Annotated in this window: 13 protein-coding genes and 2 tRNA genes; 9 read left to right on the top strand and 6 right to left on the bottom strand. The window is 64.0% G+C overall.

From position 1 onward, the window contains the following. Positions 1-96 precede the first annotated feature (96 nt). Entirely contained in the window at positions 97-1,629 is a 1,533-nt protein-coding gene (gene ppx, locus AC1DS6_RS27020) for an exopolyphosphatase (RefSeq protein ID WP_441627440.1), read from the top strand. Positions 1,630-1,720: 91 nt separating this feature from the next. Here ppx and AC1DS6_RS27015 read toward each other — a convergent pair whose 3' ends face one another. From AC1DS6_RS27015 to AC1DS6_RS27000, 4 genes are all read right to left on the bottom strand, one after another. Next, entirely contained in the window at positions 1,721-2,575 is an 855-nt protein-coding gene (locus AC1DS6_RS27015) for a GNAT family N-acetyltransferase (RefSeq protein ID WP_081862006.1), read from the bottom strand. A gap of 146 nt (positions 2,576-2,721) precedes the next feature. Beyond that, positions 2,722-3,198 carry a SixA phosphatase family protein gene (locus tag AC1DS6_RS27010; RefSeq protein WP_035860512.1) on the bottom strand — a complete coding sequence of 159 codons (477 nt, stop codon included), beginning with the start codon at positions 3,196-3,198 and terminating at the stop codon, positions 2,722-2,724. A gap of 348 nt (positions 3,199-3,546) precedes the next feature. Beyond that, entirely contained in the window at positions 3,547-3,768 is a 222-nt protein-coding gene (gene infA, locus AC1DS6_RS27005) for a translation initiation factor IF-1 (protein WP_006157708.1), read from the bottom strand. Positions 3,769-4,514: 746 nt separating this feature from the next. Beyond that, a tRNA-Pro gene (locus AC1DS6_RS27000) sits at positions 4,515-4,591 on the bottom strand. 395 nt (positions 4,592-4,986) lie between these two features. Here AC1DS6_RS27000 and AC1DS6_RS26995 point away from each other — a divergent pair. From AC1DS6_RS26995 to AC1DS6_RS26985, 3 genes are all read left to right on the top strand, one after another. After that, a complete protein-coding gene (locus AC1DS6_RS26995) occupies positions 4,987-6,204 on the top strand; it encodes a GGDEF domain-containing protein (protein ID WP_441627437.1) in 1,218 nt (405 codons plus the stop codon). Between the two features lie 103 nt (positions 6,205-6,307). Beyond that, positions 6,308-6,384 (top strand) — tRNA-Arg (locus AC1DS6_RS26990). Between the two features lie 89 nt (positions 6,385-6,473). Next, positions 6,474-7,361, top strand: a complete 888-nt coding sequence (locus AC1DS6_RS26985) for an alpha/beta hydrolase (RefSeq protein ID WP_477103523.1) — start codon at positions 6,474-6,476, stop codon at positions 7,359-7,361. Between the two features lie 122 nt (positions 7,362-7,483). Here AC1DS6_RS26985 and fabI read toward each other — a convergent pair whose 3' ends face one another. Continuing rightward, positions 7,484-8,272 carry an enoyl-ACP reductase FabI gene (fabI, locus tag AC1DS6_RS26980; protein WP_035860500.1) on the bottom strand — a complete coding sequence of 263 codons (789 nt, stop codon included), beginning with the start codon at positions 8,270-8,272 and terminating at the stop codon, positions 7,484-7,486. 237 nt (positions 8,273-8,509) lie between these two features. On the opposite strand from fabI, the gene AC1DS6_RS26975 reads away from it, so the two are divergent. The 5 genes from AC1DS6_RS26975 to AC1DS6_RS26955 all read left to right on the top strand — a co-directional run bounded on the left by AC1DS6_RS26975 (position 8,510) and on the right by AC1DS6_RS26955 (position 15,277). Beyond that, positions 8,510-10,390, top strand: a complete 1,881-nt coding sequence (locus tag AC1DS6_RS26975) for an extracellular solute-binding protein (protein ID WP_441627432.1) — start codon at positions 8,510-8,512, stop codon at positions 10,388-10,390. 18 nt (positions 10,391-10,408) lie between these two features. After that, complete coding sequence (locus AC1DS6_RS26970) at positions 10,409-11,461, top strand: microcin C ABC transporter permease YejB (RefSeq protein WP_441627430.1); 1,053 nt, start codon at positions 10,409-10,411, stop codon at positions 11,459-11,461. Beyond that, positions 11,458-12,585 (top strand): ABC transporter permease, encoded by a 1,128-nt coding sequence (locus tag AC1DS6_RS26965; protein ID WP_035860490.1) that lies wholly within the window; start codon positions 11,458-11,460, stop codon positions 12,583-12,585. Before AC1DS6_RS26970 ends, AC1DS6_RS26965 begins: the two co-directional genes overlap by 4 nt. Positions 12,586-12,659: 74 nt before the next feature. Further along, positions 12,660-14,300, top strand: coding sequence for an ABC transporter ATP-binding protein (locus AC1DS6_RS26960; protein WP_441627538.1), 1,641 nt, complete (start codon positions 12,660-12,662; stop codon positions 14,298-14,300). A gap of 287 nt (positions 14,301-14,587) precedes the next feature. Further along, on the top strand, positions 14,588-15,277 hold the full coding sequence (locus AC1DS6_RS26955) for a C40 family peptidase (protein ID WP_035860485.1): 690 nt from the start codon (positions 14,588-14,590) through the stop codon (positions 15,275-15,277). 102 nt (positions 15,278-15,379) lie between these two features. Here the strand turns inward: AC1DS6_RS26955 and AC1DS6_RS26950 are convergent, their stop codons facing one another. Further along, positions 15,380-16,321, bottom strand: coding sequence for a patatin-like phospholipase family protein (locus AC1DS6_RS26950; RefSeq protein ID WP_477103522.1), 942 nt, complete (start codon positions 16,319-16,321; stop codon positions 15,380-15,382). Positions 16,322-17,555: the final 1,234 nt, after the last annotated feature.

The following is a 17,555-nucleotide window of genomic DNA, read 5'->3' as shown; positions in this document are numbered from 1 at the left end:
TAAAGACATATTTTCCATGGTTGGGCAGCCTTGTTTCGCCCGATGCAATCTTTTGCGCCGCGGCTTGCGGCACCGACTAACATTCCCCCTACCGCGATGAACCAAACCCCTCGCTTGCTGGCCGCCGTCGATATGGGCTCCAACAGCTTCCGCCTGATGATCGGCCGGGTGGACGAGAGCCTGACCGCATCCGGGCCGGCCAGCCAGATTTTCCAGGTTGACGCGCTGCGCGAGCCCGTGCGCTTGGCTGCGGGCCTGACGCCCGACAAATACCTGGACCAGCCGGCTCGCCGCCGCGGCATCGACGCGCTGCGGCGTTTCGGCGACCGCTTGCGCGATTTCTCCGCGGACCATGTGCGTGCTGTGGCCACCAATACGCTGCGGGTGGCCAAGAACGCTTCGGAATTCCTCATCGAGGCCGAGCATGCGCTGGGATTCCCGATCGAGGTGATTGCCGGGCGGGAAGAGGCGCGGCTGATCTACCTGGGGGCCTCGCACGATGCGCCGGCCTGCGCGGGCAATCGGCTGGTGGTTGATATCGGTGGCGGTTCGACCGAGTTCATCATTGGCAGTGGCTACTCGTCCAAGCTGATGGAGAGCCTGTACATCGGCTGCGTCTCGCACAGCCGGCAATTCTTTCCCAGTGGCAACGTCGATGAATACGCGATGAAGCAGGCGGAACTGGCCGCGCGCCGGGAGATCCAGGTGCTGGTGCGCCAGTACCGCGCCGCCGGCTGGCAGCAGGCGGTGGGATCGTCCGGCACGGCGCGCGCGCTGGCTGAATTGATCGAGCTGAACGGCATGAACGACAACCCGGCCGAGCACGGCATCACCCGTGAAGGTCTGGAACGTCTCAAGCGCGCGCTGGTCAAGGCGGAGAACGCCAACCGGGTCAAGCTGGTCGGGCTGAAGGCGGACCGCATTCCCGTGTTGCCCGGCGGCCTGTCGATCATGCTCGGCGTGTTCGCCGAACTCGATATCGAGCGCATGGACGTGACCGATGGCGCGCTGCGCCTCGGCGTGCTGTACGACCTGCTCGGCCGCACGCATCACGAGGATATGCGCACCATTACCGTCGATCAGTTCATGCGACGCTATGGCGTGGACCGTGCCCAGGCGCAGCGCGTGCGACAGGCCGCGCTGGGCTTGCTGGCACAGTTTCCCGAGCCGCGCAATGAGCGCCGCGATGACAATCTTGCGCTGCTGGGCTGGGCTGGCGGGCTGCACGAGATCGGCATGACCATCTCGCACAGTGGCTATCACAAACACTCGGCGTATATCGCCACCCACGCCGACATGCCTGGCTTCTCCAAGACCGACCAGGCACGGCTGGCGACGCTACTGCTCGGACACGCCGGCAAGCTGGGCAAGCTGTCAGGCAGCGGGAAGTTCCTCGACTGGCGCATGCTGTTCAGCCTGCGCCTGGCCTTCGTGCTGTGCCGGCGCCGCGCCGACGAGCCGCTGCCGGAGATCACCGTTGGTCAGCGCTCGGACGAACTGGATGAGGGCTTCGAAGTCCGCTTGCCGAAGGCCTGGATCGAAGCCAATCCGCTGGTGGAATACAGCCTGGCGCAGGAAGCCGATGAGTGGGAACGTATCGGCAAGCGCTACAAGGTGGTCTACGCCTGAGCAAGAGGGCGGGGGCCGGCCGGCAGGCGGCCCCCGGTCAATGACCCGATGTTGCCTGTGCGAGCCAGCGCTCGCGCAGGAACTGTCCGGATCAGGCGCCGCGGTTCAGGCCGAGGAAATGGCGCGCGTAGCGGGGGTTCATATCGTTCACGCGCAGCAGCGTGAGGAAGTCCGCGACGTTGAAGTCGGGATCCCAGGCCGGCATGCCGCAAATGCGCGCGCCGAGCCGCAGGTAGCCCTTGATCAGTGCCGGCGGTTCCACCTCCAGCGTCTGGTTCAGCTCATCGATCGGCAAGGCCAGGCGCGGGAAGGCGTGGTATTCGATCGGCGCCAGGGCACGCTCCGCGAAGACGCGGTAAAGGCTGGCCGCATAGTGGCCGCCGTCGCTCATCGGCACGCTCGCGCATCCTAGCATCGACTCGATTCCCCAGCGCTGCAGGTACTCGCCAAGGCCCCCCCACAGCGCCATGATCACGCTGCCCGAACGGTAGTCCCGGTGCACGCAGGAGCGCCCCAGTTCGACCATCTTGGGTTTGAGGTGGGCCAGGCGCACCAGGTCGAATTCCGACTCGGCATAGAGGCAGCCGATGCGCTTGGCCTGGTGCGGCGCCATGACGCGGTACGTGCCGACCACCTTGAGCGTGGTCATGTCGCGCACGATCAGGTGGTCGCAATAGGCGTCGAACATATCCACGTCGAGTTCCGGCGTCGACGGGTTCAGCCTTGCGCCCATTTCTTCGGCAAAGACTTTGTAGCGCAGGCGTTGCGCCTCGACTACTTCGTCCTGGTGGCGCGCCCACGCCACGCTGAAAGCAGGCTGTTCATGCCCTTGTTCATTTGCCTGTGCAGGTTGCTGGCGATGAAGACGCCTCCGCGCCGAATGGCCGGAGAGGCCATTGGGCAAGGAATCGAACAACGGCTGGGTGGGCGTCGGTAGCTCTCGCATCAGTATGTCCTTACGGTGACGAAACTGTTGCGGTCGAATGTAGAGAGGGCAGGTGACAGTGCCGTGAAGCCGCTGTGACGGTTCGGTGACGATGGCCAGGCAAGTGGAGCCTGCCTGGCCCGGGAGGCAAGAAATCTCTGGAAAAGTCAGAGAAATTCAGGATTGATGACGGCCCGCAGCACCACCTGGGATTCGCTTTCGCGGGTGCGGCCCGATAGCCACCAGATGCCGCTCTTACGCACGCTCCAGTTCATCTCGGTGCCTGCCAGCATCAGGCTGGCAAGGCGGCCTAGCCACGGCTGGTGGCCTACGAGGACAGTGTGCTCGGCGCCCTGCGGCCAGTCGACCGCGGCCAGTACCGAACTGACGTCGGCGCCTGGAGCGAGCTCGGGCAATATCTCGGCGTTCTCCCGCAGGGCGGCGGCGGTCTCGCGGGTGCGCAGCGCCGGACTGCAGACAACACGCGTGCCGGCCGGAAGGTGCGCGCGCAGCCAGGCTGCCGAGGCATCCGCCTGCTTATGGCCGCGCCTTGTCAATGGGCGCTGCAGGTCGGCATTGCGGCTGAGGCCGAGCGAGCCAGGCAACTCTTCGGCTTCGGCATGGCGCCAAAGGATCAGATTCATGGGGGCGGGGTATTCGGACTAGGGGGGTGGCTTGAGTATGGCTACGCCTGCAGGTGCATGCAAGGCGGGCAAACACCGGCCAAACGGGCTTGCAGCATCGCAAGCCCGGATGACGCGCATGTGACGGGCACCTCATGCCAAGACCGCCGGAAACGCATACGGCGCCAGCACGTGGATGCCAGGCCTGGGGGATCAGGCCGGCGTTGCCACGGCGACGCTTCCGGCAGGCCCTTGCCGGTACCAAGGCGGTACCAATGGCCAGATGTTTCCCTGGGCCGGACCGCCGCTATGCGGTGCCCTGGGAGCGCGCTTGGCGCAACGCTCGCTGGCGGCGAGTGTGGAAGAAGATCAGACTTTGTGGCGGAAGTTAATGCGGCCCTTGGTCAAGTCGTAGGGCGACATTTCCAGCGTCACGCGGTCACCGGCCAGGATGCGGATGCGGTGTTTCTGCATCTTGCCCGAGGCATAGGCCCAGATTTCCACGCCGTTTTCCAGCGTTACGCGGTAACGATTGTCGGGCAGGGCTTCCGAGACAACGCCGCCAAATTCAATGAGTTCTTCCTTAGCCAATCTTCTTCCTTTACGGCAGCCTTGGGCTGCATGATTTAGGTAAATCCGGTGAGGCGAGCGCGGGCTTGCCGCCTGCTGACTCGCGAGGTCCGGGTGCCAGCAGTGACAAGCGCCGGCTTGCTTGGTTGCGCCTTGGAGTTGCGGGAGGCAAGCTGACCCGGACCGGCACGGCCGAAGCGCGTGCAACGTGGTCCACGTTAGGGAATCGCCAGGGGGCGCGTCAGTGCCCGGCCGATTGCCTTGCCGGTTGCGGCCCAAGCTAATGCGGCCGAGCTACCGTGATAGGCGCGGGGCAATGAAGCGGGCAAGATGTTCCCGGTGGCTTGCCGATACTGCGTCGCAGTATAAATTGCGGCTTGATTGCAGATTTCGGCAAGGGCGCCCGGTTACAGGGCATGCTGCATACACCCCGGGCTAACGCGCGATTATACCATGCCAGTGCTGCCCGGGCGTGGTGTGCTCTCGGGTACCTTGTTGGTTTCCACTCGCAAAAACACGAAAAAAAGCCCGCGGCCGGGTAGGTGACGGGCTAAAAGTGGTGTGGGCGTTCTGCGGATCCGCCCGCGATCAGTGTCGTCGTTCCGGCTCTCGCGGGGCATCCCATGTTCATGGCATTGCCATGGAATTGGTGCGGCGCAGTGGAGGGGGCGGCAGGCGAGTGGCCGAGATTCGGCCCATGTACCAACAGTGGACGAAAAAAAGGCTTAGACCCTATGGTCTAAGCCTTTGATCATATTGCCAAATACTGGTCGGGGCGACATGATTCGAACATGCGACCCTCTGATCCCAAATCAGATGCGCTACCAGGCTGCGCTACGCCCCGAAGCGTCGGATTGTAGCCCGGCTGGGGGGCACGGGTCAAATTTTACTTTTGCACCGGCCGCGCATGGCGCTGGCCGGTGCCGGTAGCGCTGCCGTATTCGATGGGTAAGGTTCGCTTGACTTGGTCGCAAGCGCTGACATAATCCGCACACCGCAGCGGCCAGACCCCGCGCCCGGTCAGGCGCAAGGGGAAGCGTGCCGCCTGCCGGACTGGCGCCGAGCATGAAAACAAGAGTGCCCTCGCCACGATCGCGAGGCCCAGCCCTCGTCCGCCGGGGCGCATGAAGTCGGTCAGATGCGTAAAAAGAATGAATGGCGAAAACCTTGGGTCCGCGCGGGTCCTGGGGCGCAAGGTGGCGTGATGGAACGCCACCTGCCAAGTTGGACGGGGAAATCATGTTTCAGTCGCAAGTTAGTATGCTCGTCGCGGGTCTATTCGGGTTGCAGATGGCAGTGGTATTCGCCGTCTTGCAGCGCACACCGGGTATGGGCCGGGCGGGCTTGAATTCCTGGGCGGTTGGCGACCTGTTGGTAACGGCCGCCACGGTCTTGCTTGCCGCGCATGACTATCTGCCGGAATGGCTGACGCTCAATCTGGCGGACATGGTCATGACCGCGGCGCTGTCCTTGATGGTTTACGGCACGCGCTGCTTCTTCGGCAGGCGTGGGCGCGCGGGCGCACTCTGCCTGCTGAATCTTGCGGTGCTGGCCGGTGCGGTCTACTTCGATTGGTCGGGGGCGCCGCCATCGGGGCCGGCGCTGCTCTTCGCCCTGGCCAATATCTATCTTCCGCTCGCGTTGCTGCGCGTCGTGGCGGCGCAAGTGCCGGCCAAGCGCGGCACCGGGCGGCTGGCGGCGCTGTCGCTTGGGTTGATCGCGCTCGCCTGCGCGGGTATGGGCGTCTATCAGGCAGCCGACCTGGCCCTGCTTCCTGCCGGGCTCGCCTGGCTGGCGAAGGGGCCACCCGAGGGAACGTTCACCCTCCTGCACGCCTTCGGCATCGTCAGCCTGTCGGTCAGCTTCGCGCTGATGGCCCACGACAGCCTGCGCCGCCGGCTCGAGCATCGCGCCAGTTATGACGATCTTACCGATTTGCTGACGCGCGGCGCTTACTGGGAGGCGCTGGAGGATGCCTGCAAGCAGGCGGACCGCCTGCAACGTCCTTTGACCGTGGCCTTCATCGATCTTGATCACTTCAAGGCCATCAACGATCTCTACGGCCACCTCGCCGGCGACAGCGTGCTGCGCCACTTCAGTGGGTTGCTGCGCAAGTCGGTGCGCACGGGCGATTTCGTCGGCCGGCTGGGTGGGGAAGAGTTCGGCATCGTGATGCCCGATGCGTCACTGGACCAGGGGCGGGCGATCAGCTTGCGGTTGAATATGCTGGTGCGCGCAACGCCATGCCCGTCCGAGCCGGATGCGATCTCCTACACGGTCAGCGTCGGCATGGCCGAGCGGCTGCCGGGAGAGGGCGCGGATGCGCTAATGCGCCGAGCCGACAATGCCCTCTACGACGCCAAGACAATGGGTCGGAATTGCGTTTCCACGCAGCCCGTCGAGCGAATTGCCGGCATGGCAAAGACACCGCGCATGCGGATTTCGCAGGCATCGTGACGATTGCCTGTGCGGCGCGCCGTGTCGGGGCGGTAGGATAGGCTGCGGCTCTGAGGTAGAATACCGGGCTTCGTATCGGTAGTCTTCAGCAGTTTCCACGTATCCGCCCTTAGCTCAGTTGGATAGAGCACTCGCCTTCTAAGCGAGCGGTCACACGTTCGAATCGTGTAGGGCGGGCCACCTTCTCCCGCATTCCCCACAAGTCCGGATTAAGATTCCAGGGTTGAGCCGCGGTTTTTGGCCACGGTCTCGTTTCCCGAGGTGTCCCCATGGCAAAGTCCCCGGCAGGCAGTGCCAGGAAGCTGCGTCAATGGCTGGCCGGCGGCGCCTGCCTGTTGTTGCTGGCGGCTGCTGCCCGCCATGCCTTGTTCCTGGCCGTTGAACGTGATGCGTTCGAACCCAAGCCGGCCGGCTCCGCCGATGCCATGACCCCCGACCGCCTGGGCGCCCCGTCACGCCAGTTCGCTTTTTCCAGCGGGGCGCGCACGTTGCGCGGCTCTTGCGTATTGGTGCAGGCAGCCGAGGCGCCTGCCGTGCTGATCTATCACGGCGACGAGGAGAACCTGTCCGACTGGGCCAGCGCCCAGGCGCTGCTTTACCGTAACGGTGTTTCTTCCTGTGTGTTCGACTACAGCGGCTACGGCGCCAGCGACGGCAAGCCCGGCGTTGTCAACCTGCATGAAGATGGCGTGGCCGCTTACGGGCAGTTCCTTGCCGCTACGCCGTTGTCGTCCCGGCGCTATGTGATGGGATTTTCGCTGGGCTCAGCGGTGCTGCTTGATGTGATATCCACATTGCGCCCGGCGCCGGCTGGCCTGGTGATTGCAGCCGGATTCACGTCCGCGCGCGAGGCGGCGGTGGTGACAGGGCGGGTGCCGGCGTGGTTGGCGCGGCTGTTGCCCGAGCCGTGGGACAACGAGATGCACTTGCGTAATTTGCAGTTGCCGCTGCTGCTTGTGCACAGCCGCGCGGATGAGGTGATTCCCTTCGCGCATGCCGAGCGGCTGGAGCGTGCCGCCGCGGGGGCGCGGCGACTGGTGGCGTTGCCGGCGTTGCCGCACGATGCGGCGATCGAACCGGAGCGTCAGGATGCCTTCTGGGCGCCGATCATTGCTTATCTGCGCTCGGGTCTCCTGCCCGCGCCGGGCCCCGATTAGTTGGCGCGTGCCATGCGCGGTGGTCCCGGTGCCAGCTCGCCGCAGGCACTAAAAAGGGGCGCCGGCCAAAGCCGGGCGCCCCTTTTTTGCGATGGCCGGCCGCCCAGGCGGCCGCACCCGGATTACGCTTCTTCGGGCAGGCTCGCGCCCACCGTGTTGAAGCCGGCGTCGACGTAGGTGATCTCGCCGGTCACACCGCTGGCCAGGTCGGACAGCAGGAATGCGGCCACGTTGCCGACCTCGTCGATGGTCACATTTCGGCGCAGCGGCGCTGCTTCCTCGATATGGCCCAGCAGCTTGCCGAAGCCCTTGATGCCGGAGGCAGCCAGGGTCTTGATCGGGCCCGCCGAGATGCCGTTGGCACGGATGCCGCGCGGGCCTACCGAGGCGGCCAGGTAGCGCACGCTGGCTTCCAGCGAGGCTTTGGCCAGGCCCATGGTGTTGTAGTTCGGCACCACGCGCTCCGCGCCCAGATAGGTCAGCGTCAGCAGCGAGGCCTTGTCCGACAGCATGGGCAGTGCGGCCTTGGCCAGCGCCGGGAAGCTGTAGGCGGAAATGTCGTGCGCCACGCGGAAGGATTCGCGCGAGAGGCCCTCGAGGAAGTCGCCGGCGATCGCTTCGCGCGGTGCGAAGCCGATCGAGTGCACCAGCCCGTCGAGCTTGTCCCAGCTCTGGCCCAGTGCGGCGAAGGTGGCGGCGATTTGCTCGTCGCTGCCGACATCGCATTCGAACACCAGACTGCTGCCAAACTCCTTGGCAAAATCGTTGATGCGGTCCTTGAAACGCTCGCCGACATAAGTAAAGGCGAGTTCCGCGCCTTCGCGCTTGCAGGCCGATGCGATGCCATAGGCAATCGAGCGGTTGGACAGCAAGCCGGTAATCAGGATTCGCTTACCTGCGAGAAATCCCATAACTTCTCCAATGATGTTCGAGGTGGACGGGCACGGTTCGTGCAATCGCGTCCGGGTTGCAGCGCGCGCCGCGGTGGCTGCTTGGCAGCAGGCTGACGACCGGCAAACTAGCGGTGCCGCGTACTGGAATGTCCGGATGGCTGAATGCCGGCCGAACCCATGTAAAATTGTCTCATAACTTGACCGCGCCGCAGACGGCCGCGGACGAATCCGATTCAGGTGGAGGACCCCAACCGGATGTCTATTCGCGCACGTAGACCGCTTCAGGCGGCATGGCAGCGCTTCCGCACGATTGCGGCGCTGGGCTGTGGACTAGTAGCCCTGTGTGCCGCGGGTTTTCCCTTATCCGCTGGCGCGGCCCATGGTTTCGCGCAGTATGGCGGCCTCAAGTATCCCGCCGACTTCACCCATTTCGATTACGTCAATCCGGACGCGCCACGCGGCGGCACGCTGACGCTCGCGAATCCGGATCGCCGCACCAGCTTCGACAAGTTCAACCCGTTTACGCTCAAGGGTACCTCCGCCCCCGGCGTGAATTCGCTGATGTTCGAATCCCTGCTGATCGCCAGCGCCGACGAAACCGCCAGCGCCTATGGCTTGCTGGCCGACGACGTGACCGTGGCGGCGGACGAGCTGTCCGTCTCCTTTCACATTCGGCCGCAGGCGCGCTTCAGCAACGGCGATCCGGTGCTGGCCAGCGATGTCAAGTATTCCTACGACATGCTGATGAGCAAGGCATCCAGCCCAGGCTACCGCAGCATGTGCACCGATGTGAAAGCCGTCACTGTGGTGGATCCGCACACGGTGCGCTTCGATTTCAAGCAGCGCAATGTCGAGTTGCCGCTGATTGTCGGTTCGCTGCCGGTCTTTTCGAAGAAGTGGACCGCCACGGTACCGTTCGACAAGCTGACCTTCGAGGATCCCGTGGCCAGCGGGCCCTACCTGATCGAGCGCTACGATGCCGGGCGCGGCATCAGTTTCAAGCGCAATCCAGCCTATTGGGGCAAGGACCTGGCGGTGCGGCGCGGCACCTTTAACTTCGATCGCGTGGTCTACCGCCTCTACAAGGACGAGACCGCCAAGCTGGAAGCCTTCAAGGCCGGCGAGTTCGACGCCATCGTCGAGTACAAGGCCAAGAGCTGGGCCAAGAGCTATGAGGGCAAGCGCTTTAGCAACGGCGAGTTGGTGAAGACCGATTTTCCGCATCGCAACGGAGCCGGCATGCAAGGCTTCGTCATGAATATGCGCAAGCCGGTGTTCCAGGATGTGCGGGTCAGGCAAGCCATGATCCTGGCGCTGGATTTCGAGTGGCTGAACCGCCAGCTTTTCTACGGTGCTTACCGGCGTCTCGATAGCTGGTTCTCCAACAGCGAACTGGCAGCCAGTGCCACCTTCGACGGCCGGCCAGGCCCCGGCGAGCTGGCGCTGCTGGAGCCGCTGCGCACACAGTTGGCGCCGGAGGTATTCGGGCCTATCGTGACGATGCCTACCACCAATCCGCCGCGCTCCCTGCGGGACAACCTGCGCGAGGCGCGCAGGTTGCTGGCGCAGGCGGGGTGGACCTACACGGATGGTGCGCTGCGCAATGCCAAGGGTGAACCTTTCGTCTTCGAGTTCCTGGATGACGGCGGCGCCATGAGCCGCGTCATTACCACTTATGTGCGCAACCTGGAAAAGCTGGGCATGGAGGTGAACCAGCGCACCACCGATTTCGCGCTATACCAGAAGCGGCTGGAGGACTTCGACTTCGATATGGTGTCGATCCGCTTCCCGGATTCGCAGAGCCCCGGCAACGAACTGCGCGACCGCTTCAACAGCGAAGCCGCAGGCACGCCCGGTTCCGATAATCTGTTCGGCCTGAAATCGCCCGCCATCGACCGGTTGGTGGACAATGTCCTGCACGCCCATACGCGCGAGGAACTGGTCAACGCCGGGCGCGCGCTGGACCGCGTGCTGATGCACGGCTACTACATCGTGCCCAACTGGTATAGCGCCTCGCACCGGGTGTCATATCGGAAAGAGCTGGTCTATCCGCAGCGCTTGCCGCACTACTACACGGCCGAAGGCTGGATACTGAGCGATTGGTGGCGTGCCGACACCAAGCCGGCCGCTCAATAAGCGCGACAAGGAAACAAGATGCTCGCCTATCTGCTCAAGCGCGTATTGCTGATGATCCCGACCCTGATCGGCGTCATCACCCTCACCTTCGCGGTGATCCAGTTCGTGCCGGGGGGGCCGGTCGAGCAGATGATGCTCGAGCTCAAGGGCAGGGGGGGCGGTGGCGGCGAGGCCAGCGGCGGCGGCGCGGAATACCGCGGCCGGCGCGGCGTGGACCCCGAGAAGATCAAGGAGATCCAGGCCCTGTACGGCTTCGACAAGCCGCCGCTGGAGCGCTACTTCATGATGCTCAAGCGCTTCGCCCAGTTCGACCTGGGGCAGAGCTATTTCCAGCACCGCAGCGTGTGGGAGCTGGTGAAGTCGAAGATGCCGGTCTCCGTCAGCCTGGGTCTATGGACCTTCTTCCTGACCTACCTGATATCGGTGCCGCTCGGTATCTCCAAGGCGATCCGGGCGGGCAGCCGCTTCGATGTGGTGACCAGCATGGTGGTGCTGGTGGGCTATGCCATTCCCGGCTTCGTGCTGGGTGTGTTGCTGCTGGTGCTGTTCGGGGGCGGCACGTTCGTGCAGTGGTTCCCGCTGCGCGGGCTCACGTCGGACAACTGGGAGCAGCTCTCGCTGATGGGCAAGGTAATGGATTACCTTTGGCACCTGGTGCTGCCGATCACCGCATCGGTGGTGGGCAGTTTTGCCGTGGTTACCATGCTGACCAAGAACGCTTTCCTCGAAGAGATTCGCAAGCAATACGTGCTGACCGCCCGCGCCAAGGGCCTGGCGGAGCGGCGCGTGCTGTGGAAGCACATCTTCCGCAACGCGCTGATCCCGCTTGTGACCGGTTTCCCGGCGGCCTTTATCGGTGCTTTCTTCACGGGTTCCCTGCTGATCGAAACGCTGTTCTCGCTCGACGGACTCGGCCTGCTGTCCTATGAGGCCGTGCTGCGGCGCGATTACCCGGTCGTGCTGGGCACGCTCTACCTGTTCACCCTGATCGGCCTGGTGACCCGGCTGATTTCCGATGTCTGCTATGTGATGGTCGACCCGCGCATCCACTTCGAGGCAGTGCACCGATGAAATTCCGCTCGCGCACGCTCCCCAACGGGCTGCCGCATTCGCCCTCGCCGCGCCAGCGAGCCTGGCAGCGGTTTCGCCGCAATCGCCTCGGCTACTGGAGCCTGATCCTCTTTGTTGCCATCTTCCTCCTCAGCCTGGTTGCCGAGACCTTGTCGAGCGACAGGCCGCTGGTGGTGAAGTACAAGGGCGAATGGTATTTCCCCATCGTCAAGACCTACGCCGAGAACACCTTCGACGGAGACTTTCCTACCAGGGCGGACTACCTCGATCCCTTTATCCGCGACCGCATCACCAGCAATGGCAATTTCGCGATCTTTCCGCCCAACCGCTATTCGTACGATTCGATCAACTATTTCTCCAAGGAACCCAATCCGGCGCCGCCTTCGGCGGAGAACTGGCTGGGTACCGACGACCGCGGGCGCGACGTGCTGGCACGGCTGCTCTACGGCTTTCGCGTCTCCGTGCTGTTCAGCCTGGCCCTGACCCTGATCGGCGTGGTGATCGGCACCCTGACGGGCGCCCTGATGGGCTTCTTCGGCGGGCGCTTCGACCTGTTCTCGCAGCGCGCCATCGAGATCTGGAGCTCGATGCCCGAGCTCTATCTGCTGATCATCTTCGCCTCGATCTTCACGCCAAGCCTGGCGCTGCTGATCATCCTGCTCTCGCTGTTCGGCTGGATGGGTTTGTCCGACTACGTGCGCGCCGAGTTCTACCGCAATCGCTCGCTCGATTACGTCAAGGCGGCACGGGCGCTCGGACTCTCCAACGTACAGATCATGTGGCGCCACATCCTGCCCAACAGCCTGACGCCCGTCATCACCTTCCTGCCATTCCGCATGAGCGCCGCCATCCTGGCCCTGACCAGCCTCGACTTCCTTGGCCTGGGCGTGCCGCCCACCACCCCTAGCCTGGGTGAGTTGCTGGCGCAGGGCAAGGCCAACCTCGATGCCTGGTGGATTTCCTTGTCGACCTTCGCCGTGCTGGTGGTGACCCTGCTGCTGCTGACCTTCATGGGCGACGCGCTGCGCGATGCCTTCGATACGCGCCTGGGCCTGGCCCAGCTACGCGGACGGGTCGAGCCGAAGGCGCCGGAAGGTTCGCCCGCGGCCGAGGTGACGCCATGAGCGCACTGTCGCAAGCCAGCACCGTGAATGGTGTGCAAGCGGTGCAAGCCAAGGAGGGCGCTGGCGGTCCGCTAATGTGCATCGAACGCCTGTCGGTCACGTTCGGCCATGGCGACGAGGCCACCCGCGCGGTGCGCGATGTCAGCTTTGACCTGCGTGCGGGCGAACGCTTCGCGCTGGTGGGCGAATCCGGCTCGGGCAAGACGGTTACCGCGCTTGCCATGCTGCGCCTGGTGGAGGACGCGCGTTACCAGGGCGCGGTGCGTTTCGAGGGCCGCGACCTGCTCAAGGTCTCGGAGCGCGAGATGCGGGGCATTCGTGGTGCCGACATCGCCATGATCTTCCAGGAACCGATGACTGCGCTCAACCCGCTCTACACGATCGGCAACCAGATCGTGGAGACGCTGGCGCTGCATGAGGGCCTGGACCGGCGCTCTGCGCGCGAGCGCGCCATTGCGTTGCTCGAGCGCACTGGCATCAGTGATGCGGCGCACCGGTTCGACAGCTTTCCACACCAGCTATCGGGCGGCCAGCGCCAGCGCGCGATGATCGCCATGGCGCTGGCCTGCCGGCCCAAGCTGCTGCTGGCCGACGAGCCTACCACTGCTCTCGACGTCACCATCCGCGTGCAGATCCTCGAGTTGCTGCGCGACCTGCAGGCTGAGTTCGGCATGGCCGTCATGCTGATCACGCACGACCTCAACCTGGTGCGGGCTTTTGCCCAGCGCGTGGGCGTGATGGAGAAGGGCGTGCTGGTCGAGGTGGGCGAAACCACCAGCGTTTTCGCCGCGCCCCAGCATCCCTACACCCGCAAGCTGATCGACAGCCGGCCGCGCCGGGAGGTGCTGCCGTTGGTGCCGCTGGCGCCGGTACTGCTGGAAGCGCGCGGCTTGTGCGTGAACTATGCGCGCAAGCGCAGCGGGCTGGCTGGCTGGTTCGGCCGGGATCAGTTTGCCGCGGTCAAGGGCGTGGATTTTTCGCTGCGCGAGGGCGAGACGATCGGCATCGTGGGCGAATCGGGCTCCGGAAAGACCACGCTGGCTCACGCCGTGCTGAACCTGCAGCGCCGTAGTGCCGGCGAAATCCAGTTCCTGGGCCGCAACCTGGACGAAGTCTCGCGGCGCGAGCGTAGCGTTTTGCGCTCGCGCTTGCAGGTGGTGTTCCAGGACCCGTTCGGTTCGCTCTCGCCGCGCATGACCATCGAGCAGATCGTGGGGGAGGGCCTGGCACTGCATCAGCCGGGCCTTTCGCGCGACGCCATGCGGCAACGCGTTACCGAGGCGCTGCGCGAGGTGGGCATGGACCGCACGGCCCTGGGGCGGTATCCCCATGAGTTCTCCGGCGGCCAGCGCCAGCGCGTGGCGATCGCGCGCGTGCTGATCCTCAAGCCGCAGGTGCTGGTGCTCGATGAGCCGACGTCCGCGCTCGATGTCTCCATCCAGCAGCAGGTGCTGGCGCTGCTGACGCAACTGCAGCGCAAGTACAACCTGAGCTATCTCTTTATCAGCCATGACCTGGCCGTGATCCGCGCCATGGCGCACCGGGTCATCGTGATGAAGTCCGGCGAGGTGGTGGAGGCGGGAGAAACCGAGGTTGTGCTAGGTGATCCGCAGCACGCATACACCCGCAAGCTCATGATCGCGGCCGAAATTGGTGCAGGCGACCCGATTCCGCCGCAAGTTGGTGCGGCCGAACTCAGGGTGTCACCCGATTGACCTGCCGCTGACATAATCAAACCGAGAAAGCATCTGCGACTTCCGTTGTATAGCCTTGATTACAAAGCACTTTGTCTGAATTTTGTAACGAACTTTGACATGTGGATGACAACCTTATACCATCCGGCGAGAACTAATTTTACGGGTGGTTCGCGCGTCGCTTATGCACAGCGCGGGTGGCTTGCGTCACTTGGCGCGCTTTTTGCGTGCGATCCACTTCATTGATTTCAGGCCCGCCCCGGTGTGTTTGCCCGGGCCCGGACAAGAACGATTCATCAGGAGAACCAATGCAGCGAACGGTGCTTCATTCCCTGGCGCGCGCCGCCGTAGGAATAGCCATTGCCTGCGGTGCCACTCTATCGAATGGAGTGCTGGCTGACACGGTCTTCAAGGATCCCGACGCCCGCATCGACGCACGTACCGAACTCAGCGCGGAGCCGCATCCGGAAGGCAAGCGCGGCTTGCTGTCTTCGGTCATGAACTCGACCAGCCATGTGGCCAGCAAGGCCGGCGACTTGGTCATGAATGCCCTCGGGTTGATCGGCGTGCGTTACCGCTTCGGCGGCAACAGCCCGGAATCGGGCCTCGACTGCAGCGGTTTTGTCCGCTACGTCTTCAACGATACCTTTGGCTTCATGCTGCCGCGCCGCTCGGTCGAGATGAGCCAGGTTGGCACCACCGTGGCAACCAGCGACCTGCGCCCCGGCGACCTGGTGTTCTTCAACACCATGCGCCATACCTTCTCGCACGTTGGCATCTACATTGGTGACAACAAGTTCGTACATGCCCCGTCCACCGGCAGCAAGATTCGTGTCGATGACATGCGCGCCTCGTACTGGGTGACGCGCTACAACGGCGCGCGCCGTATCGACGATATGCCGCAGGACAGCGGCAGCGCCAGCAACCTGGGCAATATGGTCGAGACGCTCAAGCGTTTCGATCCCAACGCAGGCGGTCGTTCGCTCTACGGCGGCTGAGGCGAGGGCGGGCCCTGTCCGTGCGTGTCACAACGAAAAAGGACTGCCTCGCAGTCCTTTTTCGTTGGCGCCGCCTCCCGGCGGCATGTGCTCCCGCGGCCGTTATTGCGCGGCCACCGTTCCGGCGGGCCGCGAGCGCGCCAGGGCAAGCCTGTCGCGCAGGCTCGCCATGACCGCGGAGGCCGCTTGCTCGCCAGCCAGGATGGCGCGGTTGCGCGAGGCGAAGTCGCTGCCACCCATGTCCGGCAGGTCGGGGCGGATTACCACATCGGCATGCGCCAGGGCCATCTTGCTGATCGACTGCCCCATGATGGCCGTGGTCTGCAGCAATACGCCGCTCTGGCCGCCGTTCTTCTGGCTGGAGGGCTCGGCGGAGATGTTCACGGCTATCACGAAGTCAGCGCCCATGGCGCGCGCGGAATCGACCGGTACGGGTTCGACCAGCCCGCCATCCACATAGTCATGCCCCTGGATCGAGACCGGCTGGAACACGCCCGGCACGCTGCTCGATGCCCGTACCGCCTGGCCGGTGTTGCCGCGCCGGAACAAGATGCCCTGGCCGGTCTTGAGGTTGGTGGCGACGATGCCCAGTGGCAGCTTCATGGACTCGATCGGGCGATTTGCGACCAGCCGGTTCACGTAGTTCTGCAGCGCCTCGCCCTTGAGCCAGCCGCCAAAGCGGGTGCCGAAGGGCAGGGCCCAGTCGGCGATGGTGGCTTCGTCCATCGTCAGCGCCACCTTGTTGAGTTGGAATCCGTTCATGCCCGATGCGTAGAGTGCCGCGACCACCGCGCCCGCGCTGGTGCCAGTGACCAAGTCCGGATGGATGCCCTGTGCTTCGAGTGCCTTGATCACGCCAATGTGGGCGAAGCCGCGTGCGGCGCCACCGCCGAGCGCAAGGCCGATCTTGATCGGCCGGGGTGGCGCCGTGGGCGGCGCAGCCGGGGTGTCCGGCGCTGCGGTGAGTGCGCCCGGTTTTGGGCCAAAGGAGCAGGCAGCCAGCAGGGCTGCCGCACCGGCACCAAGGAAGTTGCGTCGTTGCATGGAGTAACCGAGGGAGGAGAAATGGCGCGGTCGTCACAGCCAGCGTGGGCGAGGGCAGAATGTGCCGTCCACGTCGGCCGCACGTCCCGTGCGACAGCATTCAGACCGGACGCAGCATAAATGATTCCGCGCGGCCGGGCATTCCAGCGCGAACCGGGGGCGGTTGGCTGCGCCCTGCTTGCTATAATGCGGCGATCCGTGCGACACGCACTTCGTGTCCGGGTAGCTCCAACGTTAGGAGCATCGACCTTTGTTGGGACGCGGGAAGGCTTAGGCTGACCCGTCAATCTCAACCATTTCTTGCTTTGACGAACCTGGCCGCAAGGTGGGGGGAGTCCAGATGTTGCGATGGGGGCCAGAATACCGGCCCGAATCGAAGCTTGCTTTTTGCTGGATGAATGTCCAGCCATTGCCCAAGGGCGGGGACGCTCGCCTTTGGGCGAGTTCTCTGTAAACGCACGCTCCATGGCGGGTGTGGGCGTCTGCACAATTCGGTTTGTTGTGTAGGCGCAACATAGCATTCAATCCGGTCCATATGGGATCGGCGCTACGTTCTTTGGGACGGAGGCTAGCGCTCGCAAGAGCCCACCGCCGTCAAGCGCTCGCTGGTTAGGAGCACATGAAGTAAGAGAGTGAGGTTCCGGAGCGTAAGCTCTGCGCGTTATGGTTCGGTCGGACTCACCCGCGAGGGTGCTCTGATAGAGAACCTGCTATGCGACTAGCAGTAGCCTAAGGGGACATGCGTCACTGGTAACGGTGGGGTGTGAAGCTTCCCTGACAATGTAGCCCCCGTAAGGGTGCCCGTTCTCCGTGAGGGAAATGGGTGGAGACTCCGAGCAGCGATGGGGTCGAGGAGCTAGGCTGACTGGTATGGGTAATGTAAGTGAACTGCTGATAAACGTCGTAAGCATTGCAGTGCCAAAGCTGCTGATAGGCACTAACCAAACGGTACGTGGTCGGATGTCCCGCTGGATCGTCGGGACACGTCGCTAATGAACCACCGGCGAAAAGGCAGGCCCTAACCCAGTCGTGTAACGCGCAGGGAACGTGGTAAGCCCGTATGGCTGCCGAAGCGCAGTTAGCTTAGGCAGGCGAACCGCAAGGAACGCTGTTGGCTGTGCGGGTATGGGAGGTTGGAAAAAGCGAATGCCGGGCTGTAATGGTTCGGATAGGGGTTGAAACATCATCCCACGCGAAAGCGGGCAGACTTCCAACTGGTCTTTCGTCGCAAGAC

Source organism: Cupriavidus sp. 05L310 (genome assembly GCF_056398185.1).
The sequence above is the reverse complement of the archived record's forward strand: the minus strand, read 5'-3'. Positions and strand labels throughout refer to the sequence as shown.